Source organism: Halochromatium sp. (assembly GCF_046541315.1).
Taxonomy (GTDB): domain Bacteria; phylum Pseudomonadota; class Gammaproteobacteria; order Chromatiales; family Chromatiaceae; genus Lamprobacter.
Genome location: NZ_JBKHDN010000026.1, coordinates 1 through 20,638, shown reverse-complemented (window position 1 = coordinate 20,638; position 20,638 = coordinate 1). Strand labels below are relative to the sequence as shown.

22 protein-coding genes and 2 tRNA genes are annotated in these 20,638 nt (G+C 66.7%); 17 read left to right on the top strand and 7 right to left on the bottom strand.

All coding sequences use genetic code 11. From position 1 onward, the window contains the following. The 8 genes from tolA to ACLFQI_RS03410 form a co-directional block, all read left to right on the top strand. On the top strand, nucleotides 1-462 hold a 462-nt coding region (gene tolA / locus ACLFQI_RS03445), incomplete at its 5' end, for a cell envelope integrity protein TolA (RefSeq protein ID WP_410757452.1). Nucleotides 463-565: 103 nt separating this feature from the next. Continuing rightward, nucleotides 566-1,873 carry a Tol-Pal system beta propeller repeat protein TolB gene (gene tolB, locus ACLFQI_RS03440; protein WP_410757451.1) on the top strand — a complete coding sequence of 436 codons (1,308 nt, stop codon included), beginning with the start codon at nucleotides 566-568 and terminating at the stop codon, nucleotides 1,871-1,873. A gap of 62 nt (nucleotides 1,874-1,935) precedes the next feature. Then, nucleotides 1,936-2,454 carry a peptidoglycan-associated lipoprotein Pal gene (gene pal / locus ACLFQI_RS03435; protein WP_410757450.1) on the top strand — a complete coding sequence of 173 codons (519 nt, stop codon included), beginning with the start codon at nucleotides 1,936-1,938 and terminating at the stop codon, nucleotides 2,452-2,454. A gap of 11 nt (nucleotides 2,455-2,465) precedes the next feature. Further along, complete coding sequence (gene ybgF / locus ACLFQI_RS03430) at nucleotides 2,466-3,431, top strand: tol-pal system protein YbgF (RefSeq protein WP_410757449.1); 966 nt, start codon at nucleotides 2,466-2,468, stop codon at nucleotides 3,429-3,431. Between the two features lie 62 nt (nucleotides 3,432-3,493). Further along, a complete protein-coding gene (locus tag ACLFQI_RS03425) occupies nucleotides 3,494-4,399 on the top strand; it encodes a D-hexose-6-phosphate mutarotase (protein WP_410757448.1) in 906 nt (301 codons plus the stop codon). Between the two features lie 84 nt (nucleotides 4,400-4,483). Continuing rightward, a complete protein-coding gene (gene glnE / locus ACLFQI_RS03420; protein ID WP_410757447.1) occupies nucleotides 4,484-7,372 on the top strand; it encodes a bifunctional [glutamate--ammonia ligase]-adenylyl-L-tyrosine phosphorylase/[glutamate--ammonia-ligase] adenylyltransferase in 2,889 nt (962 codons plus the stop codon). Nucleotides 7,373-7,417: 45 nt separating this feature from the next. Further along, complete coding sequence (locus tag ACLFQI_RS03415; protein WP_410757446.1) at nucleotides 7,418-8,338, top strand: branched-chain amino acid transaminase; 921 nt, start codon at nucleotides 7,418-7,420, stop codon at nucleotides 8,336-8,338. Nucleotides 8,339-8,368: 30 nt separating this feature from the next. Beyond that, the gene (locus ACLFQI_RS03410; protein WP_410757445.1) at nucleotides 8,369-8,599 is read left to right on the top strand and encodes a zinc-finger domain-containing protein; all 231 of its coding nucleotides are present in this window, start codon (nucleotides 8,369-8,371) and stop codon (nucleotides 8,597-8,599) included. Nucleotides 8,600-8,662: 63 nt separating this feature from the next. Here the strand turns inward: ACLFQI_RS03410 and ACLFQI_RS03405 are convergent, their stop codons facing one another. Next, nucleotides 8,663-9,064, bottom strand: coding sequence for a DUF2177 family protein (locus ACLFQI_RS03405; RefSeq protein WP_410757443.1), 402 nt, complete (start codon nucleotides 9,062-9,064; stop codon nucleotides 8,663-8,665). A gap of 372 nt (nucleotides 9,065-9,436) precedes the next feature. Here ACLFQI_RS03405 and ACLFQI_RS03400 point away from each other — a divergent pair, with 372 nt between their 5' ends. Further along, on the top strand, nucleotides 9,437-9,844 hold the full coding sequence (locus tag ACLFQI_RS03400) for an H-NS histone family protein (protein ID WP_410757442.1): 408 nt from the start codon (nucleotides 9,437-9,439) through the stop codon (nucleotides 9,842-9,844). Here the strand turns inward: ACLFQI_RS03400 and ACLFQI_RS03395 are convergent. Both ACLFQI_RS03395 and ACLFQI_RS03390 read right to left on the bottom strand, forming a co-directional pair. Further along, on the bottom strand, nucleotides 9,841-10,758 hold the full coding sequence (locus ACLFQI_RS03395) for a sirohydrochlorin chelatase (RefSeq protein ID WP_410757441.1): 918 nt from the start codon (nucleotides 10,756-10,758) through the stop codon (nucleotides 9,841-9,843). The two genes, ACLFQI_RS03400 and ACLFQI_RS03395, sit on opposite strands and share 4 nt — an antisense overlap. 152 nt (nucleotides 10,759-10,910) lie before the next feature. Continuing rightward, nucleotides 10,911-11,225, bottom strand: coding sequence for a cupin domain-containing protein (locus ACLFQI_RS03390; RefSeq protein WP_410757440.1), 315 nt, complete (start codon nucleotides 11,223-11,225; stop codon nucleotides 10,911-10,913). Nucleotides 11,226-11,320: 95 nt separating this feature from the next. On the opposite strand from ACLFQI_RS03390, the gene ACLFQI_RS03385 reads away from it, so the two are divergent. The 4 genes from ACLFQI_RS03385 (at nucleotide 11,321) to ACLFQI_RS03370 (ending at nucleotide 14,637) form a co-directional block, all read left to right on the top strand. Continuing rightward, complete coding sequence (locus ACLFQI_RS03385; RefSeq protein ID WP_410757439.1) at nucleotides 11,321-12,319, top strand: zinc-dependent alcohol dehydrogenase family protein; 999 nt, start codon at nucleotides 11,321-11,323, stop codon at nucleotides 12,317-12,319. Nucleotides 12,320-12,390: 71 nt separating this feature from the next. Continuing rightward, nucleotides 12,391-12,975 (top strand): metallophosphoesterase family protein, encoded by a 585-nt coding sequence (locus ACLFQI_RS03380; RefSeq protein WP_410757438.1) that lies wholly within the window; start codon nucleotides 12,391-12,393, stop codon nucleotides 12,973-12,975. Nucleotides 12,976-13,123: 148 nt separating this feature from the next. After that, entirely contained in the window at nucleotides 13,124-13,792 is a 669-nt protein-coding gene (locus ACLFQI_RS03375) for a tRNA 2-thiocytidine biosynthesis TtcA family protein (RefSeq protein WP_410757453.1), read from the top strand. Nucleotides 13,793-13,986: 194 nt separating this feature from the next. Then, the gene (locus ACLFQI_RS03370; protein ID WP_410757437.1) at nucleotides 13,987-14,637 is read left to right on the top strand and encodes a chemotaxis protein CheW; all 651 of its coding nucleotides are present in this window, start codon (nucleotides 13,987-13,989) and stop codon (nucleotides 14,635-14,637) included. On the opposite strand, the gene ACLFQI_RS03365 is transcribed toward ACLFQI_RS03370, so the two are convergent. Then, entirely contained in the window at nucleotides 14,629-16,125 is a 1,497-nt protein-coding gene (locus tag ACLFQI_RS03365; RefSeq protein WP_410757436.1) for a phosphomannomutase, read from the bottom strand. The two genes, ACLFQI_RS03370 and ACLFQI_RS03365, sit on opposite strands and share 9 nt — an antisense overlap. Before the next feature lie 183 nt (nucleotides 16,126-16,308). Between ACLFQI_RS03365 and ACLFQI_RS03360 the strand changes: the two genes are divergently transcribed. Further along, complete coding sequence (locus tag ACLFQI_RS03360; protein ID WP_410757435.1) at nucleotides 16,309-16,953, top strand: hypothetical protein; 645 nt, start codon at nucleotides 16,309-16,311, stop codon at nucleotides 16,951-16,953. Between the two features lie 150 nt (nucleotides 16,954-17,103). Continuing rightward, nucleotides 17,104-17,682 (top strand): DUF302 domain-containing protein, encoded by a 579-nt coding sequence (locus tag ACLFQI_RS03355; protein WP_410757434.1) that lies wholly within the window; start codon nucleotides 17,104-17,106, stop codon nucleotides 17,680-17,682. On the opposite strand, the gene yihA is transcribed toward ACLFQI_RS03355, so the two are convergent. The 3 genes from yihA to ACLFQI_RS03340 form a co-directional block, all read right to left on the bottom strand. After that, nucleotides 17,647-18,324, bottom strand: a complete 678-nt coding sequence (yihA, locus tag ACLFQI_RS03350) for a ribosome biogenesis GTP-binding protein YihA/YsxC (RefSeq protein ID WP_410757433.1) — start codon at nucleotides 18,322-18,324, stop codon at nucleotides 17,647-17,649. The genes ACLFQI_RS03355 and yihA overlap by 36 nt on opposite strands. Then, a complete protein-coding gene (gene moaC, locus ACLFQI_RS03345; RefSeq protein WP_410757432.1) occupies nucleotides 18,321-18,815 on the bottom strand; it encodes a cyclic pyranopterin monophosphate synthase MoaC in 495 nt (164 codons plus the stop codon). Before moaC ends, yihA begins: the two co-directional genes overlap by 4 nt. A gap of 156 nt (nucleotides 18,816-18,971) precedes the next feature. Then, a tRNA-Cys gene (locus tag ACLFQI_RS03340) sits at nucleotides 18,972-19,042 on the bottom strand. Nucleotides 19,043-19,164: 122 nt separating this feature from the next. On the opposite strand from ACLFQI_RS03340, the gene ACLFQI_RS03335 reads away from it, so the two are divergent. Next, a tRNA-Arg gene (locus tag ACLFQI_RS03335) sits at nucleotides 19,165-19,241 on the top strand. 167 nt (nucleotides 19,242-19,408) lie between these two features. Further along, nucleotides 19,409-20,638, top strand: a 1,230-nt coding sequence (locus ACLFQI_RS03330; protein ID WP_410757431.1) for an ImmA/IrrE family metallo-endopeptidase, incomplete at its 3' end; no start/stop codon positions are given.

Sequence of the window (20,638 nt, the reverse complement as noted above, 5' to 3'; positions counted from 1 at the left end):
GCCGAACGCCAGGCCGAGCTGGAACGCGAGCGCGAGGAACTGCGGCGCCGGCGCGAGGCCGAACAGGCCGAGGCACGCGAACGGCGGATGCGCGAAGCACTGGAGGCCGAGGAACAGGACCGTCGGGAACAGGACGATGATCCGACGAATGGCCGCGCGGCCGGAGCCTCGGCGGCGGAGATCCAGAACCGTTGGGGGGTCTTGATCAAAAACCGGGTGGAACAAAACTGGGTGCGACCCCAGGGGCAGCGCCCGAATCTCGATCTCGAGACCGTGGTGAATTTAAGCCTTGAACCCGGCGGGGCCGTCATCCCTGGCAGCGTGCGCGTCGTCGAGAGTAGCGGTCGGGCCGCGTACGATCAATCCGTGGTTGCGGCCATCTATCGGGCCTCGCCGCTGCCGGTGCCAGAAGGTGATGAGTTCGAGCTGATTCGTGATTTGCAGATTTCTTTTCGGCCTTGATTCGCTGTCCATTTTCTACCGGCCGAGTATTGCCGCACGGTGGCGCTCATGTCGGGAAAGAGTCGATGGACGCTTTCTAAACCGGCAATCCGAGGGAGATGACATGAAGCAACGCCCACGCCCAGCGCTGGTCACCCTGTTCGCCACCGTGCTCATGCTGGCGATCGGCCAGGCTCAGGCTCGACTGACCATCGAGGTGACCGGTGGCGTCGAGGGCGCGCAGCCGATCGCGGTGGTGCCCTTCGGCAATCGCGATGGCGCGCGCCCTGGCGTGGATATCGCCAGCGTCATCAGCGCCGATCTCAGCCGGAGCGGCCGCTTCCGCGCCTTGCCGCCGCGCGAGATGCTGAGCATGCCACAGCGCGAGGACGAGATCGATGCGCGCGAGTGGCAACTGCTGGACATGAACAACCTGGTGATCGGCGAGATCGGCCCGGCCGAGGACGGTGGCTACAGCCTGCGCTGGAGCCTGTTCGATGTCTTCAACGACAAGGCGATCCAGTCCGGCTCGCTGCGCTCGAGCGAGCGCGGGCTGCGCCATGCCGCGCATCGGATCGCGGACCAGATCTACGAGGCCCTGACCGGCGAACGCGGCGTCTTCGCGACCCGCCTCGCCTATGTCACCTCCGGCCCGCGCGGTCGCGATGCGCGGGTCTCGCTGCGGGTTTCGGATGCCGATGGCTACAACCCGCAGACCATCGTCGATTCGGCCGATCCGATCATGTCGCCGGCCTGGTCGCCGGATGCGCGTCGCCTGGCCTACGTCTCGTTCGAAAACAGCCAATCGAGCATCTTCGTTCAGGAATTGGCGAGCGGCCGGCGCGAGCGCGTCGCCCGCTTCGAGGGCATCAATGGCTCGCCCGCGTTCTCGCCGGACGGCGATCGGCTGGCGATGACCCTGTCGAAGGACGGCAATCCGGACATCTATGTGCTGGAGTTGGCGAGCAAACAATTGACGCGTCTCACCGATCATTATGCGATCGATACCGAACCGGCCTGGTCGCCGGATGGTAGCGAGATCGTCTTCACCTCGGATCGGGGCGGGCAACCCCAGATCTATCGGGTGTCGGCGAGCGGTGGGTCGCCCCAGCGGGTCACCTTCGAGGGCGACTATAACGCCGCCGCGCGCTATTCCCCCGATGGTCGCTCCTTGGTCATGGTGACCCGGGTCGGCGGGCGCTTCCGGATTCTGGTCACCGATGCGAACGGCGGCTCGCGGCGCTTGTTGAGCGATGGCGAACTCGATGAATCGCCGAGTTTCGCGCCCAATGGCGCCATGGTAATTTATGCGAGCCAACAGAATGGCCGTGGCCTGTTGTCGGTGACCCCGATCGACGGCGGCTCGGGGCAGCGGCTGTCGCAGGAAGCCGGCGAGGTGCGCGAGCCGGCCTGGTCGCCATTCTTGCCCTGAGCGCGCGAATACCGGCCTTGATAGCCGCCGCCTTCACTCTCACCACCATCCATGGGGTCCGCATGATCGATCGACCGCTTTCGTTGTTGCTCGTCGCCGCGAGCCTGGCGCTCGGTGCCTGCACAACGACGCCACCGCCGCCGGCGACGCCGAGCGCGGCTGAATTGGATGCCTCCAGGGATGACGCCGGCGCCAGGGCGGGCGCGGCCGAGGCGTCGGCACGCTCGCCCCTCGACGACCCGGCGAGCCCGCTCTACCGGAGGCTGATCCATTTCGAGTACAACGCCAGCGCGATCCAGCCAGAGTACGCGGATCTGCTGCGCGCGCATGCCGAGTACATCTTCAACACGCCGGACGTCACGGTCAGGCTCGAGGGCCATACCGATGAGCGTGGCACGCGCGGTTACAACCTGGCCCTGGGGGAACGGCGCAGCCAGGCGGTGCGCAGCTTCCTGATGGCCGAGGGGGTGCCCGGCGAGCGGCTGACGACCCTCAGTTATGGCGAGGAACGTCCCGCGAATCCGGCCCGCTCTGAATCCGCCTGGCGCGAGAATCGCCGCGTCGAGCTGGTCTACGAATGAGGCATGATCCGATGCTGCACGCTCGTCCCCTCCCGGCCCCGCTCGCCTGGATGCTGCTGCTGACGGTTCTGAGCGCGCCGCCGACCATGGCGCTGGCGGCCGATCCGGACATCGAGGCGCGCCTGTCCCGGCTCGAGCGGATGCTGAGCGAACGCTCGCTCTCCGACCTGTTATTGCAGATCCAACAGTTGCAGCGGGAGGTCCAGGAGTTGCGCGGCCAAGTCGAGACCCAGCACTATCTGTTGCGACAAGAAGGCATCGCAGCGCCGTCCTCGTTTGCGCCCCGAATCGAGTCCCAGCCTGATTTCCGGCCTGATTTCCGGTCAGACTCCCAGCCTAACTCCCAGCCTGACTCCTGGCCTGAGTCTCGCCCTGACTCCCGGCTGCCCGCTTCGAACGGCTTCGGCACCGGCGAGCACGACGGCGGCCGCTTACCCAGCCCGAGCGCGCTGTCGTTCGATCCGGCCGCGGATGGCGGCTCGAATGAGTCCGCCTTTGTACTACCCGGAGGGGAAGCGGCCACCGCGCCCGAGGGGGTGCGCCCGGTGGACCCGGGCATGCTGGGGCTGCCGGTTCCGGAGACCTCCAGCGGCGGCGAGCGCGAGCAGTATCGCGAGGCCTTCGAGTTGCTCAAGGCACGCGATTACGCCGCGGCCCGCGCCGCCTTCAGCGAGATGCTCGAACGTTATCCGCAGGGGCAGTTCGCCGATAACGCCCGCTATTGGCTTGGCGAGATCGGTTATGTGACCCAGGACTACCCGGCCGCCCAGCGCGCGTTCAACCGCTTGGTCAGCGACTATCCGCAGAGCCCGAAGGTGCCGGCGGCGCTGCTCAAGCTTGGCTACGTCTCCTATGAGCAGGACGAGTTCGACGCCGCCCGCGATCGGCTCGAGGAGCTGGTGAGGCGCTTTCCGGAGACCACCGAGGCGCGTCTTGCCCAAGGTCGGCTCGATCGCATGCGGCGTGACGGGCAATGATCCCGAACGCCTCCCGGAGACTCTGATTGCTGTCGCTGTTCTAATGACCTCGAGGATCGCTCATGGATATCGCTCAAGCCAACGACGCCTTCGCCATTCCCGGTGTGCTCGCGATCTGCGTGGGCGATGGCGGGTTTCCGCTGATCACCGTCGACAACGCGTTCGCCCGCGCGTCGATCTGCGCCCACGGCGGGCAGGTCCTGTCCTACTGTCCGGTCGATACCAATGACGATCTGCTGTTCGTCAGCCGGCAGGCCCAGTTCCAACCCGGTAAGGCGATCAAGGGCGGCATTCCGGTCTGCTGGCCCTGGTTCGGACCCGATCCCGAGCAGCGCGGTCGCCCCGCCCACGGCTTCGTGCGCACCCGCGACTGGCAGCTGTTGTTGACCGAGACCCGGGTCGATGGCAGCACCCGGGTGCGGCTGGGAACGCGCGATGACGACCAGACCCGCAGCGCTTGGCCGCACGCGTTCTCGCTGGAGATCGAGATCACCATTGGCGAGACCCTGGACGTGGCGCTGATCACGCACAACACGGGCGAGGCCGCGTTCAGCGTGACGCAGGCGCTGCATACCTATTTCAACGTGGGCGACCTGCGCCAGGTTCAGGTGCTCGGCCTCGCCGGTCACGATTACCTCGACAAACTGGCCGATGGCGTCCGCGCTACCCAGTCCGGGCCGATCAATATCGACGGGCCGCTCGATCGGATCTATCTGCAGACCCTGGATCGACTGATCATCGATGATCCGAGTCTCGGACGCGCGATCCATATCGAGCGCGAAGGCAGCCGTTCGGCGGTGGTCTGGAACCCCTGGATCGAGCAGGCACGGGCGATGGGCGATTTCGGGGACGATGAATACCTGCGCACGCTCTGTGTCGAGACTGCCAACGCGGCCGAGGATGTGGTCTCGATCGCGCCCGGCGATCAGTATCGACTGGCCTCGAGCTACCGTCTCCATGCGCAGTGAGTCCTGTGCGCAGTGAGCAGCGAGCAGTGAGCAGTGAGCAGTGAGCAGTGAGTGTATCGCCTGCGGCGAGCGAGTCCGACCCTGATGCCAGAGACCCCACAGAGCGCGAACGACAGCCATTGGCAACAGTGGCGGGACTGGGCGGTGGAGCAGGGCCTCGAAGTGCCCCGGGACCAAGCGTTCACGGCGGCGCGCGCGCGGGTCTGGGAAGGGAGTGAGTTCGTCGCCCTGACCTGTGCCCGCCACCCGCGCAGCCTTGCCGGGCTGCTGGAGAGCGGTGCGCTGCGGCGTGCCTCCAGCGCCGAGCGGATGAGCGAACAGTTGCGCGCGGCGCTCGCCGAGGTGAGCGACGAAGTCCAGCTCCAGCGGGTCTTGCGCCATTTTCGGCGCGAGCAGATGCTGCGCATCGTCTTTCGCGACCTGGCCGGCTGGGCCGAACTCGACGAGACCCTCGAGGATCTGACCGCCCTTGCCGATAGCTGTATCCGCGAGAGTCTGCGCCTGCTCGAGCCCTGGACGCGCGCCGAGCTGGGTGTGCCCCAGGACGGGCATGGCCGGCCGCAGTCGCTGCTGGTGCTGGGCATGGGCAAGCTCGGCGCGCGCGAGCTGAATCTGTCCTCGGATATCGACCTGATCTTCGCCTTCCCGAGCGCCGGGGGCGTGGTGGACGGCCCGCGCGAGCTGAGCGTGGAGCAATTCTTCGCCCGCCTCTGTCAGCGGCTGGTCAAGGCGCTGAACGCCAAGACCGCCGATGGCTTCGTGTTTCGGGTCGACACAAGGCTGCGGCCCTTCGGCGACGCGGGTCCGCTGGCGATGAGCTTCGATGCGATGGAGGGTTATTACCATTCGCAGGCGCGGGAATGGGAGCGTTATGCGATGACCAAGGCCCGGGTCGTGGCCGGCGCGCCCGAGGCTCGGGCCGAACTCGAGGCCATGTTGCGGCCCTTTGTCTTTCGGCGCTATCTGGATTTCGGTGCCATCGCCTCGCTGCGTCATCTCAAGGGCCTGATCGACCGCGAGCTGAGACGCAAGGGCATGGCCGACAATATCAAGCTCGGTCCCGGCGGTATCCGCGAGATCGAGTTCATCGGTCAATCCTTTCAGCTGATCCGGGGCGGGCGCGAGCCGGAGTTGCAGGTGCGTCCGATCCAGCAGGTGTTGGCCCTGCTCGGCGATAAGGGCCTGCTGGAACCCGCGACGGTGAGCGAGCTGACCCGCGCCTATCGGTTCCTACGCCTGACCGAGAACCGTCTGCAGGCCTGGCGCGACGAGCAGACGCATTCGCTGCCGAGCGGCGCCCCGGCGCGCGCACGCCTGGCCCACTCGATGGGCTATGCCGACTGGGAGGCGTTCGAGGTCGATCTCGACGCGCATCGCGCCTGCGTGCAACGGCATTTCGATGCGATCTTCGCCGATCCCGAGGAATCGCCGCCGACCGCGACCTCGGTGGCTTCGCTCTGGGAGCGGCTGCCGGATCGGGCCGCGGCCATCGAGCTGCTGGAAACGGCCGGTTTCGCGGAGCCCGACTCGGCCTGGCGACAGCTCCTGGATTTCCGCGAGACGGCCGACCGCCGCGGGCTGTCGAGCCGCGGGCTCGCGCGGCTAGGGCTGGTCATGCCGCGCTTGCTGGAGGAACTCGCCGCCTGTGGCGCGCCCGACCTCAGCCTCGGCCGCGTGCTCAAGGTGCTGGAGGCGGTGCTGGGCCGCACCGCCTATCTGGACCTCCTCGCCGAGCATCCCGATGCCCTGCATCAACTGGTGCGGCTCAGCGCCAAGAGCCCCTGGTTCGGCGAGCGCACCGCCCGTCAGCCGTTGCTGCTCGATGAGCTGCTCGACCCGCGCCGGTTGTTCGAGCCCCTGCATCGGGCCGATCTGGAGCAGGAACTCGATCAGCTCCTCTCCGGCGTCGAGGCGGACGACCTCGAGCAGCGCATGGAGCGCCTGCGGCAATTCGCCCAAGGCAACCGCTTGCGCGTCGCGGCGGCCGATGTCACCGGCGCCATTCCGCTGATGGTGGTGAGCGACTATCTCACCGAGATCGCCGAGGTCGCGACCGCGCGCAGCCTGGAGATTGCTTGGCACGATCTGGTCGAGCGCCACGGCAGTCCGCCCGGGACCGATCACGCGGCGCCGGGCTTCAGTGTCATCGGCTATGGCAAGGTCGGCGGCATCGAACTCGGCTACAACTCCGATCTCGACCTGGTGTTTCTCTACGACGAGGCCACCGCTGGCACCATGACCGATGGCCCCAGGCCGGTGGCCAGCGAGCAGTTCTATGTGCGGCTTGGGCAGCGGCTGATCCATGTGATGACCACGCCGACCTATTCCGGCGCGCTCTACGAGGTCGATATGCGCCTGCGCCCGGATGGCAATAAGGGCATGATCGCGCGCTCGCTGGCGTCGTTTGCCGATTATCAGGCCGAGAGCGCCTGGACTTGGGAACATCAAGCCTTGGTGCGAGCCCGGCCTATGGCTGGCGATGCGGTGCTGGCCGAGCGCTTTGGCCGCGTGCGCGCCGACATCCTCCAGCGACGGCGCGCGCCGGATCAGCTGCGCGACGAGGTCCGTGCGATGCGCGCGAAGATGCGGACGGCGCTGGATAAGACGCGGGAAGGGTGGTTTGATCTGAAACAGGGCGCGGGTGGTATTGCCGACATCGAATTTATGGTCCAATACGCCGTTCTGCGCTGGGCCGGCGATCATCCCGATCTCACGCGCTGGACCGATAATATCCGGCTGCTCGAAACCCTCATTCGACGGGGTCTATTGGCGGAAACGGTCGGCGCCGAGCTGACCGCGGCCTACAAGGCCCTGCGTGCGGCCTATCATCGCCATGCGCTGCAGGATGCCGGGGGCTTGATCGAGGCGACTCGGCTTGGCCCGGAACGGGCGTCCGTGGCCGCCATTTGGCAGCGGTTGATGGAAGAAGCATCGCCTTGCCCTAGCGCCAGCCCTGGCCAACCTGCGGTCTGATAACGCCTGCGCCTCGCGGGCCTTTGTAAGCGGAGTTCGACAACAATGACGATGGACGATCGTGATGGTCTCATTTGGCACGATGGCAAGATGGTGCCCTGGCGTGAGGCCCAGGTACATGTCCTCACCCATACGCTGCATTATGGGATGGGCGTGTTCGAAGGTGTGCGCGCGTATGAAACGGCCCGCGGTTCGGCGATCTTTCGTTTGCATGAGCATACCGCGCGTCTGTTCAACTCCGCGCACATCCTCGGCATGAAGATGCCCTATGACCGCGAGACCCTCGATGAGGCGCAATGCCTCGCCGTGCGCGAGAACGGCCTGCGCTCGGCCTATATCCGGCCGATGTGTTTCTATGGCTCCGAGGGCATGGGCTTGCGCGCCGACAATCTGCAAGTCCACTGCATCGTCGCGGCCTGGGACTGGGGGTCGTACCTCGGCGAGGAAAACATCAAGCATGGCATTCGCGTGCGGGTCTCGTCATTCACGCGCCATCATGTCAATGCCACCATGTGCCGCGCCAAGGCGAATGGCAATTACATGAACTCGATGATGGCCCTGCAGGAGGCGGTCCGCGATGGCTATGACGAGGCCCTGCTGCTCGATGCCGAGGGCTATGTGACCGAGGGCAGTGGCGAGAACGTCTTTCTGGTGCGCGAGGGCGTGCTCTACACGCCCGAGTTGACCTCGGCGCTGGACGGCATTACCCGACGCACCATCATGACCCTCGCCGATCAAATCGGGCTTGAGGTGGTGACCAAACGCATCACCCGCGATGAGGTCTATATCGCCGACGAGGCCTTCTTCACCGGCACCGCGGCCGAGGTGACGCCGATCCGCTCGGTCGATGGCCGCGAGATCGGCTCCGGTACCCGTGGCCCCATCACCGAACGCTTGCAATCGATGTACTTCGACGCTGTCAAAGGTCATAGCGAGATCCACGCCGACTGGCTCACCCACCTCTGAGCGCTGGCCGTTGAATAGAGATTGATTCCAATGCAAGAACCGATCGTCGATCCCGCCCTCGATACGGCCGATGTCAAGCCGCCGCCAACGGACACCAAGGCGCGTATCGTCACTCTGAAAGACCTGCCGTTGAGCTGCCCGCTGCCCGGTGAGGAGGTCTGGAACATGCACCCTCGAGTCTATCTGCCGATCGACGCGGAGCCCAGCGGTGAGATCACCTGTCCGTATTGCGGTGCGCGTTATCGGTTGCAACGAGACTGAGAGGGCACCCAGGGCCCGGGGACAATGCCGCCGGGCGTGCTTAGGCGATGTCCGTCAATCGCCTCAGTGCAACCACTTGCCGATGAGATGCGCGGCCATCGCCACCAGGCAGCAGAGGACCACGCCCCATGCGGTGTCGACGACGACGATCTTCAATGGCCAGTCCGGCAGGGTGGCGCGATTGGTGAGTTCATAGGTCGCATAGGTGAAAAAGCCAAAGCCGGCGGCCAACAGAATGGTCTTGCGCAACGAGTCGGCTGCCAAGCCGGGCGCGACCGCGAAGACCAAGATACCGGCGATATAGATCAGGTAGAAGATGATGGCGGCGGCCCAATCCACCCGCTCGGCGAGCAGATGCCCGAGACTGTCGCGATAGAACGCGCGCGCAATGATGCCCAGCCAGAGCATGTCGATGACAAAGAAGACGGGTAGGGTCAGTAGATACAGCTTGAGATAGAACAGCATCAGTGTCCTCGCGATCGGTTTGACGGGTATCGACCAAAGACTGTGAACGGTTGCGCAAAAAGAGCGCCGCTTGGCCGGTTTGGCTTGACTTTTTCTCGGTTGTGTTTAAATTGATGCCGGTGACCAGTAACCGACTGTCGGAACAAGGTATCCGGCGGCATTCATCCTGCAATAGCCTGGCCCCTGGTCTTGGCCATTGCACCATTCGAGGTCTGCGGTAAGCTCGCGCTCGACGAGCGATGCCCGACGTATTCGGTCGGCTCTCGCGGACCGATCAACGCAGACCGATCAACTCGGTTATGTACTGCCCGGCACGGGCCTCGCGCGTGCCGGGCTTTGTAGTTTCGGATTCACCCGCCCCGGAGGCGATTCGTGGAATATCATCATCTTTCAGCCGAAGAGCTGCAAAGCCAGATCCAACAAACCAAACAAAAGGAAGCGCAACTCAAGCAGGCCCTCAGCGAACGCCGGGAAGTCGAGAAGCTCGGGCTTGCGCAAGAGATTCGGCACATGATCGAGGAGCGCGGTCATGATCTCGAGGAGATCGCCGAACAACTCTTGCCACGCCGCCTGCGCGGCGCGAGCATCAAAAAACCCAGGAAATTCGGCAGCGGTCGTTATACGCGCTATGTCGATCCGGACAATCCCGATCACGTCTATGTGCGCGGTGTACTACCGAGTTGGATGAAGGACAAGATGGCGGCGCTGGGGCTGGATCCAAACAATAAAGAGGATCGCGATTTCTTCAAGGCCAACCACATGCAGGTCTTTCCGGGCTAAGGGTCGCGTGGCCATATCCGCCACGGCGATTGCCAGGCCTCTCCCGCACGGGGCAGGGATGTCCCGCGATGCCCTTGCAGTCCCTGCTCGGCGCGCTCGACCAAGAGGTCGATCAGGGCCTCATCCTCTCCCACCAGCGGCGAGAGGGCGATGTCCAAACCCGGAAACCGGTCGCGCGCCTGCTGACAGATTCGCTCGATATCGCCATCGCGGCCGGCATGGCGGCCTGGCCCGATGAACTGCATCCCGATCACCACCCGGGCCTGCCCCTGTTGTTGACCGATCGCTGCCAGCGCCTCCGCGAGCAAGGCGCCGTTGAAGGCATACTTGGCCCCGGCGCGTCGCTCCATTGCGGCCTCGCCGAGCTGATAATCACCGCGCGCGAGGATCTCCAGGCGACCCGCGAGCCAGTGCCGCACGGCGGAGACCTCCGGCATCGGGGAGCCGTGATCGACCAGCAGCGCCTGGATGCGCGTCTGCGAACTTGCCGTCCCGCCGTCCAGGTCGCGCATGGCCGTGCGAATGGAACGATCGAGGATCTCCGCCAGGCGCGGTTCGCCGCGTGGCAACGGACAGAGCTCCTCGGCGACAGCGACCCTGACCGTCGTTCCGGCGTCACCGACGCGCTCGACCGTCTGCGGGATCAGACGCGTCAGGGCCCGGCTTGGCCCGAAGAAGAGCGGCACGGCGAGGAAATCCCGGACCCCGGCGGCGGCCTGCCGCCGGAGAAAGGGTTCGAGCGTGGCGGCGGGCCGCCCGCCGAGCGCCTCTGCGGGCACCTTCGATGAGTGCGCCAGGGAAACCGGATGGACCGGCTGGCCGAGACGCTGCGCGAGCCTGTCACTGAGGCGTCGCAATGCCAGGGTCGCATCGGCTCGACTGGAGCCGTTATCGACGAGCATGATGGTCGGCATCGGTGGCCAGATTCCTGAATCAGGTCAATGGAGACAGGGCAATGGAGGCAGGTCGCGGCCTGCGGCGGGATTGCCGGACGCCGGTTGGCGCAATCCGCTCGATCATCGCCGGATCTGCCGATGAATGCGGGCTGGAGACCATCGCTGCAAGGCTAGGGCTCGTCACGGACGCCGTCGAGGCCGACGACGGGCTCCTCGCCGACGACTTCCGCCGTGTGCATGACGTGTTTGGGCACCACCACCAGGTCGCCGGCCTCGAGCACCGATTCCTGGCCTTGCATGGTGACGCGGAAACGCCCGGAGAGCACGGCGTCGATCTTATCCTCGGCATGCGCATGCGCGGGGAAGAACATCCCGGGCGAGTAGACAGCGCGGGTGATGCGATAACCGCGCCGTTCGAGCTTGTGCCGTAACGCAAGCTCGTTCAAGGGGCCGTCGCGATCAGCGTGCCAATGTTCGATTTGCATGTCGATCTCTCCATCCCATCGTCCGGTTATCCCTGTAGTGTACATGCGCGCCTCAGCGCTGCATCATGTGTGAAATCTTTCATGAGGAGGAACCGATGAAGGCGATACAGATGCGTGAGCCGGGCCCCCCGGATGTCTTGGCCCTGGTCGATCTCCCGCGACCGGAGATCCAGTCGGCCAGCGAGGTGCTGGTGCGCTTGGAAGCGGCGGGGGTGAATCCGGTGGATACCAAGATTCGCGCGCGCGGCCCCCTGATGCCGGAGACCCTGACCGCCGTGCTCGGCTGCGATGGTGCCGGTGTGGTCGAGGCCGTCGGCGAGGGGGTGACGCGGTTTCGGCCCGGTGACGCGGTCTGGTTCTGCCACGGTGGCCTGGGCGGTCCGCACGGCAATTATGCCGAGTACATCGTGGTCGACGAGAGCGTGGCCCAGCCCAAGCCGGCAGCGCTGGATTTCGCCGAGGCCGCCGCCGCGCCGCTGGTGCTGATCACGGCCTGGGAGTCGCTATTCGACCGCGCCGGCCTGCGGGAAGGTCAGCGGGTGCTGGTCCATGCCGGTGCCGGCGGCGTCGGCCATGTCGCGATCCAGCTCGCCCGCATCGCCGGCGCGCGCGTCGCCACCACCGTCAGCAGCGCCGAGAAGGCAAGCTTTGTCCACCAGCTCGGCGCCGAGTACGCGATCAACTACCGCGAGGAATCGCTGCGCGACGCGCTCGCGGACTGGACCCAAGGCGAGGGCGTCGATGTTGCGCTGGATACCGTCGGGCCGGCGGTGTTCCGCGAGACGATCCCGACCATGGCCGTCTACGGCGATCTGGTCAGCATCCTCGACCCCGGTCCCGAGCTGGATCTCAAGGAGATCCGCAATCGCAATCTGCGCGTCAGCCTGGAACTCATGCTCACGCCTCAGCTCAAGGGTCTCTCCGCCGCGCTCGAGCACCAAGGCGAGATCCTGCGGCGCTGCGGCGACTACATCGATGCCGGTGAACTCCGCATCCATGTCGCCGAGCGTTTCCCGCTCGCGCAGGCGGCCGCAGCCCATCGTCGACTCGAGGCCGGCGGCGCGCTCGGTAAGCTCGTGCTGACCATGAGCTGAGCGATGCGTCCGCCGTCGCCCACAAGGCGCGCCCTGCGCTTATCGCCCGAGCAGCCGAACCGGCGGGCTACATGAGTGCGATGCGGGTGGTGCTGATCGCCGATACGCATGGGTATCTGGATCCGAGGATCGCCGCGCTGGTGGCCGACTGCGACAGTGCCTTGCATGCCGGCGACATCGGCAACGCCGATGTGCTGGCGCAGTTGCAGCCGCGCGGCGGGCGCGTCCACGCGGTTCTGGGCAATAACGACACCGCGCGGCAATGGCCGCAGGATCAGCGCGAGCTGCTGGTCAGCATCCCCTGGGAGGCGCATATCGCATTACCTGGCGGCGAGCTGGTACTGGTGCACGGGCATCGCCTGCCGGCGGCCCGGCGCCACGAGCGCTTGCGTGCGCGCTATCCGCAAGCGCGCGCGATCTGCTATGGCCACAGCCATGTGTTGGCCGACGATCGTCACGGGTGGCCCTGGGTGCTGAATCCTGGCGCCGCCGGCCGCGCGCGCACCCTTGGCGGTCCCTCCTGCATGGTGCTGACCGCGAGCGTCGATGGCTGGCAACTGGAGCAGCATCGTTTCGTGCAGCGCAATCCGCGCCGGCGCGCCCTGGACCCGACGGCGGAGCATGCGCGACAGCGCGCGGCCGCCGCCCACCGGTAACCGCCTGCGTTAGGAATCGAGACAACCGATGTCAGCGCAAGCCCCAAGCGTGCAACGCACCGAACGCACCGAAACCTCCCGCCGTGCGCGGCTGCGGCCGCCGAAGTCGCTGCTGCGACAGGTCGGGCGGGCGCTCGCCGATTACGCGATGATCCGCGACCACGATCGCATCCTGCTCGGGGTCTCGGGCGGCAAGGATTCGCTCTCGCTGCTCGAGGTGCTGCGGCATCTGCGCAGCTACGCGCCGGTACGCTTCGAACTTGCCGTGCTCACCATCGATCCGGAGGTGCCGGGCTTCGATCCCGCCCCGCTCACCGCCTGGTACGAGCAACGCGGCCTGCCTTGGCACTATGAGCGGCAACCGATCATGGAGCAGGCGCGCGAGCACATGGATGGCGATTCCTTCTGCGCCTATTGCGCGCGCATGAAGCGCGGCATCATGTACCGGTTCTGTCGCGCTCACGGCTACAACGTGCTGGCGCTCGGGCAGCATCTCGACGACTTGGCCGAGAGTCTGATGATGTCGATGTTCCATGGCGGTCAGCTGCGCACCATGAAGGCGCATTATCGTAACGATGCCGGGGACGTGCGCATCATCCGCCCGTTGGTCTACTGCCGCGAACGGCAGATGCGCGATTTCGCCAGCAGCGCCGGCCTGCCGGTGGTGCCGGACAGCTGCCCGGCCTGCTTCCAGATGCCGACCCGGCGCGAGCACATGAAGGCCTTGCTGGCGCGCGAGGAGGCCGAGCATCCGCCGCTGTTCGCCAACCTGCTGCGCGCGATGCGCCCTTTGCTGCGCGAGGGGCCGCTCGACTGACGCGGGCTCGAAGCGGCCCCGCATCGGACTCGCAGCGACCTGCATCGGCCCCGAATCAACCCCGAATCGACCCGGCGGGCGCAAACATCCCGGCATTTTGGACTAGGCTTAGCGCAATGATGCCGAGGCGCATGGCCTTGCTCCGCCTGTCCCGGCGTCAGGTGAGTCGACCCTGATGGCCGGGAGGGCCCGCCATGAGCTTAGCCGAGCAGACCGCGCTCGCGGTTTCCGCGCAATCGGTCCTGACCGACAGCGAAGAGTGCGTGGTGTTCGCGCTCTCCAGCCAGACGTATGCGGTTGCCGCCGGGCAGCTTCGCACCTGCCTGTCGTTGCCGCGTCTGACCGCGCTCGACGACACCGCCGATCATCTGGTCGGCGCCTTCGATCTCGGGGGCGAACTGGTGCCGGTGGTCAGCCCCGCAGTGCTGTTCGGCGCGCCGCTCAAGCCGGCGGCGCCGGGCGATCTGCTGATCCTGGTCGAAGCCGGCGCCTATCCGGTGGCCTTGCATGCCGATGCCATGCTTGGCCTCGAGCTGGCGCGCTCGCCTGCCTGGGAGCGTGCCGATCCGGCGCGCACGCCGACCACCGCGCGGATCGCGCTGAGCGGCGGGCATGCGCAGTTCATCGATCCGACGTTGATTCGGCTGCTCGCGGAGGCGCCCGAGCCGGAATCCGCCGAGGTCAGATTGCGCGTGTTCGAACAGCGGCTCGACGCCGCCGCGCTCGCGCTCTTGGAAACGCGCGCCGAGCGTTACCGCGCGCTGGGACGCGCCCGGGTTGGCCCGCCCGGGCGCGCGCCGGGACGCTATCGCTGGGACGACGCGCGGATGCCCGGTTCACTCTGAGCCATCGCGCCAGCGTTCCAGCATCGCCAGGCAACGCTGGTTCAGCGCCCGGGCGCGCGCGCGGCTGTCGGCCTCGCTGTAGACGCGCAACTCGGGGGCGTTGCCCGAGGGCCGAAGATGCAGGATGTCGCCATTGGCCAGGGTCATGCGCAGACCATCGGTCCGATCGACCGCGCTCACCGGCCCGCATTCGGCGGCGAACACCGCCGCGAGCGCGGCGCGGTCGGCGTCGGCGTCGCCGGTCTGGAAGGCGGCCAAGCGCTCGCCGCTCAACTCGCTCGGGAAGTCCTTGAGCCGGTCGCTCTCGGTGAACCGCGCTGGCAGCGACTCGGCAAGCGCCGACAGCGGCCGCTGGCTGGCGCGCGCGCTGCCGATCAGGGTCACCGCGACGATCACCGCGTCGCGCGTCGGCAGCGCCGGCAGTCTCCGGCCCTGACGCTCGATGTCGGAGGCGGTCAGGAAGCCGCCGTTGGCCTCATACCCGACCACCGGCGCGAGGCCGCGCGCCTGGAGCGCCTGCATACCGGCGATCACATAGGGCGAGCCGATGCGGGTGCGCATCACCTGCGCGAACCAGCCGCAGCGCTCGACGACGGTGTTGGAACTGATCGGCGTCACCACTCCGGCGGCGCCCAGCGCCTGGGCGCAGAGCACCCCGGCGAGATCGCCGCGTAGCCAGGTGCCATGCTCGTCGGCGATCAGCGGTCGGTCGCCGTCGCCATCGGTCGAGACCAGCGCGTCGAAGCCGCCCGTCGCCGCCCAGTCGCGGGCCAGCGCGACGTCCTCGGGGCGGATCGCCTCGGTGTCCACCGGCAGGAAGCTGGCGGAGAAGCCAAGACGCTCGACCTCGGCGCCGAGCCCGCTGAGCACGCGGAACAGCGCCTCGCGCGCAACGCTCGAATGTTCATAGAGGCCGATCCGCTGCCCGGCGAGCCAGTCGTGCGGAAAGAACTCCAGATAGCGCGCGACATAGGCATCGAGCGCGCTTGGCTCCGGCGGGGGCAGGGCGCCATGACGAGGATCGATGAAGCCGCCATCGGCATCGAAGAGTCGGTCCGGCAACGCGATCGATTGCGCGCGAATCCCGGCCTCGTCTTCCTTCAGGATCTCGCCGCTCGGTAGATTGAACTTGATGCCGTTGCGATCGTCCGGGATGTGGCTGCCGGTGACCATCAGCGTCGGCCAGCCGTGGGCGATCCCATGGGCGGTCAGCGCGGGCGTTGGGATGTGGCCGAGGTGGCGGGGCCGGCATCCGCTGTCGGTCACGGCCTTGGCGCAGGCGCCGAGGATGCGCGGCGTGCTGGCGCGATAATCGCCGGCGAGCCCGACCTCGGCGCCGGCGGCGAGCGTCCCGCCTTCGAGCAGGTAGCGCAAGAAGCCCCGCGCATAGGCGTAACAGACCAGGTCGCTCATGTCCTCGACCCGGCCGCGCGCGCCGCTGGTGCCGAACTTGACACCGCTTGTTGCCATCAGATCGCCGATACGCATGGTTTTTGCTCCTGAGCGCTTCAAACTCGCCTCGAAACCCTGCATTCTATCCGTGCTTGAGCGGCGGTTTCGGGTTTCGCGCGTTTCGCCGCTGTCCTCTGCCGCTTTCTCGTCCGTGGCAACCGTGTTATGGTCGCTGCGCCCTTGTATCTCTAAAGCCACGTCAAGATGAGGAGTTTCCAGATGACCAATAAAGATCGATTCCTGTCGTTCGCTTCCGTGTTCGCCCTGTCCCTGAGCCTAGGTGGCGTCGCCGTTGCCGAGGAGGCCGCGGCCCCTGACCAAGCACCGGCGCAGACCGAGTCGGAAGCCGCGACCGAATCGGCACCGGCCGAGGCCGGTGCGCCGACGCCAGAGGCGCCCACCGCCGAGTCGATGGAGGCCATGCGCGCCGAGATGCAGCAACGCTATGAGGCGGCGATGGCCGAGCGCGCCAAGCGCATGGAGGAGATGCGCGAGAAGGCCGAAGAGCGTCGCCAAGAGATGCTCGAGCGCTACGAGGACTATCGTGCCACCATCGAGGCGATGAGCGATGAGCAGAAGGAGGCCATCGCCGCGCTCTTCGGTGGTGCCAACCAGCCCGGCACCCGGCCGATGCCGCCGATGGGCCCGGGCTACGGTCAGCCTTGGGGCGAACCCGGCCACGGCCATGGTCACCGCCATCCGGGCTACGGCGGTTATCAAGGCATGCATCCGAAGTGCGGCCAGATGGAATCCGGCCGTGGGCGCATGCCCCAGATGCCACCGATGATGATGCGTGACATGCCGGAGATGCCCGACATGCCGGAGATGCCTGGCCTGTACGAGATGCCGCCGATGGCTGAGTAAGCCGGCCCCGCCGGACCGGCCCGCCGCTGCGAGCGTTGGCCCGACCGCCGGCGCCAGCCGATCGGTTGCGGCGAGGCCCCTGTCGGCCGACGTGTCAACGTCGATCACGATGACCGTCGGCCGTTTCAACCGTCTCGCGTGGAGTCCGGTATGACGCTGATTCGCAATCTGCTCGCGGTGATTGGCGGGCTCGCCGTGGCGGTGCTACTGATCGCCGCGCTGTGGCTAGGGCCACGGCTGGCCGACTTCGATCCGGAGTTCGTGCCCGTCTATTCGGGCTTCGTCGCCAAGCTGCTCGACACGGGCGATCCCGGTGGCGCCATGATGTGGGCGGTGCCGGTGGAGGAGGGGCTCAGCACCGATGAGGTCATCGACTCGCTGAAGAGCCTCGCCACCACCAACAATCTGCTCTTCGTCGGCGAGTCGCCCTTTTACCAGCAGGTCGAGGCGGTGACCGGCGAGGATTATCGCTACGTCAACTTCTTGTCGTTCTGCGACGCGCAGGTCGGCAAGATGATGCTCGAGTATCGCAATCACTACAGCGGCTTCATGCCCTGCCGGATTGCCTTGGTCGAGGATCGCGACGGTCGGCTCTGGCTCTACTCGATGAACCTGGACTTCATGATCCACGGCGGTCGGGAACTGCCGGCGGACCTCAAGCAGGCGGCCATCGATGTGCGCGATACCCTGCGCTCAATCATGCAAGGAGCCGCGGTCGGCGAGTTCTGAGGCGCCTGAGACCTCAGAAGCGTCAGCGGCGGCGAGCGCGAGCCAATCCACGATCCGTTTCTGCGCCTGCTCCAGACCGAGGCGGCTGACGGCGGAGAACGCAATCACCTCGACCGGCACCGAGGCCTCGGCCAAGGCCGTGCGGACCTCAGCCAAACTGCGTGCGATCGCGCCGCGTTTGAGCTTGTCCGCCTTGGTCAGCAACAGCAACAGCGGCAGCTCGGCGGCGATGCCCCAGGCGATCATCTGCTGGTCGATCTCGGTCAGGGGATGACGGATATCCATCACCACCACCAGTCCTGTGAGCGAACCGCGGCGCTCCAGATAGTGTTCCATCAACTGTTGCCAGCGCTGCTTGATCGATAGCGACACCTTGGCGAACCCATAGCCGGGCAGGTCCACCAGCCGACGCTGGTCATCCAGGCGAAAGAAGATCAATTGCTGCGTGCGCCCGGGCGTCTTGCTGGTGCGGGCCAGTCCGCGTTGGTGGCAGAGGGCATTGATGGCGCTCGACTTGCCGGCGTTGGAGCGGCCGGCGAAGGCCACCTCATAGCCGCGATCATCCGGGGTGGCCGCCAGATCCGACGCCGCGCCGAGGAAGGCCGCGCGCTGGAACAAGGGATGGGTGGCCGGTTCGCTCATGCCTCGCGCGTCCAATGACCGCTGCGCCCGCCGCGCTTTTCGAGCAGGCGCACGCCGTCGATGCTCATGCCGCGATCCACCGCCTTGCACATGTCATAGATGGTCAGCAGCCCGATCTGCACCGCGCAGAGGGCCTCCATCTCGACGCCGGTGCGCGCCTGCGTCGCCACCGTCACCCGGCAGATCACCGCCGGCTCGCTGCCGGTCGCGGTCTCGTCGAGGATCTCGAACTCGCAATCGACCTTGGTCAGTGCCAATGGATGACAGAGCGGCACCAGCTCGGCGGTGCGCTTGGCGCCCATGATGGCGGCGATGCGCGCGATGCCGAGCACATCGCCCTTGGCGTGACCGCCCTGCTGGATCTGGCGCAGCGTCTCTGGCTGCATGCGGATGCGCCCCTCGGCCAAGGCCAGGCGCTCGCTCTCGGGCTTGGCGCCGACATCGACCATGCGCGCCTCGCCAGCGCGATTGAAATGCGTCAGTGTGCTCAAGCCCTTCTCCGCGTCAACCGCCCATGTCCGCGCTGTCACGCGGCATCGCGACTTGGTTGGTCAATGATCGGTCGCGAGTGGTGTCGAGTGACAAGCGGGCAGAAAAAAGCCCGCGAGCGCGGGCTGAGGCGATTTCTGTCAATCGCCTATGTTTTGAGGCTGAGGTCGGAATCGAACCGGCGTCCACGGCTTTGCAGGCCGCTGCATAACCACTCTGCCACTCAGCCAGACCGCTCAGTATAAAAGGACTCGAACGCTTTGTCACCCGTTTTATGCGCCTCAAGCGCCCGCGCGAGCCTGTGCGTTCCACTTGGTCGACACGTCCGCCCGCGTTAAGATGACCGTCCCCGCCCTCGTAGCTCAGCAGGATAGAGCAACCGCCTCCTAAGCGGTAGGTCACAGGTTCGAATCCTGTCGAGGGCGCCACGCTTGAGATGATCGATACGCACCCCAGGGCCGCTGGCCTGCGCGACGAGTCGCGTGATCGAGACGCGGACGCGGGGGGCGACCCGATCGAGGTCAAGGATGACAGGCAGGCCCTAGCGCGCCGCTGAACCCAGCAACCACGAAACACAGGAGTAAGGGTAACGACCATGGGCGCACGCACCCCAGGCTTTCAGGCGACCCAACTGATGCAGGCACGGCTCGCCCGGGGACTCACACGCACGGCCCTGGCCACCGCCGTGAAACGCTCGTCCCCGACGGTGAGCAAGTGGGAAGCCGGCCAGCAGACCCCCGACCCGGCCGCCCTCGACGCGCTGGCGAAGGCGCTGCGCGTGCCGCGCGACTACTTCCTCAACCACCCCTTCGCGACCGGCGAGCGCCCGCGCTTCTTCCGCTCCATGGCCAATGCCACCAAGCGCTCGCGCGAGCGCATCGCCCAGCATCTGCTCTGGCTGCAACGCATCAGCCACGACCTGCAGACCTGGGTCGACCTGCCGGCGCCGGCGGTGCCGGATCTCGGGGGCGGGGATGTCCAGCGCCTGCAAGACGGCGACATCGAGGACGCCGCCGCGCGCGTGCGCGAGCAGTGGCGACTGTGGCGCGCGCCGATCCCGGACCTGCTGCTGGTGATGGAGAACGCCGGCATCGTCGTCGGCCGCTGCGCCTTCTCCGCGCCCTCCATCGACGGCGTCTCGCACTGGTCGCTGGCCGATGACCGCCCCTATGTGCTGCTCTCCGCCGACAAACGCACCGCCGTGCGCTCGCGCTTCGACGCCGCCCACGAACTCGGCCATCTGGTGCTGCACCGCCAGGTCGACCAGAGCGCGCTGACCCATCGCGACGAATTCAAGGAACTCGAAAACCAAGCCCACCGCTTCGCCAGCGCCTTCCTGATGCCCGCCGACGGCTTCGTCAACGAACTCCCCGAGATCTCGCTCGAAGCCTTCCGCACCCTCAAGCCGCGCTGGGGCGTCTCCATCGGCGCCATGATCTACCGCTGTAAGGATCTGGGGCTGATCACCGAGGAGCACGCCGGGCGCCTGTTCAAATACATCAGCGCCCGCGGCTGGGTGCGCGCCGAGCCCGAGGACGAACGCCTCACGCTCGAACAACCGCGCCTGCTCGAACGCTCCATCCGCCTGCTGCTGACCCAGGGCGGCTTCAGCGTCGAGCAGTTGCTCGCCCAGCTGCGCCTGCACCCGAAGGACATCGAGGCCCTGGCCGGACTACCGGCGGGCCTGCTCGGCAAACGCGGCGCCTCGGTGGCCCTGCTGCCGCTGCCCAGGCTCAAGACGGACGCTGAGGGGAAGACGGGCGCGGCGCCGGCTGGGCCGCCTGGCATTGCGCCGGAGGTGCGCGCCGAGGTGGTGGCGTTTCCG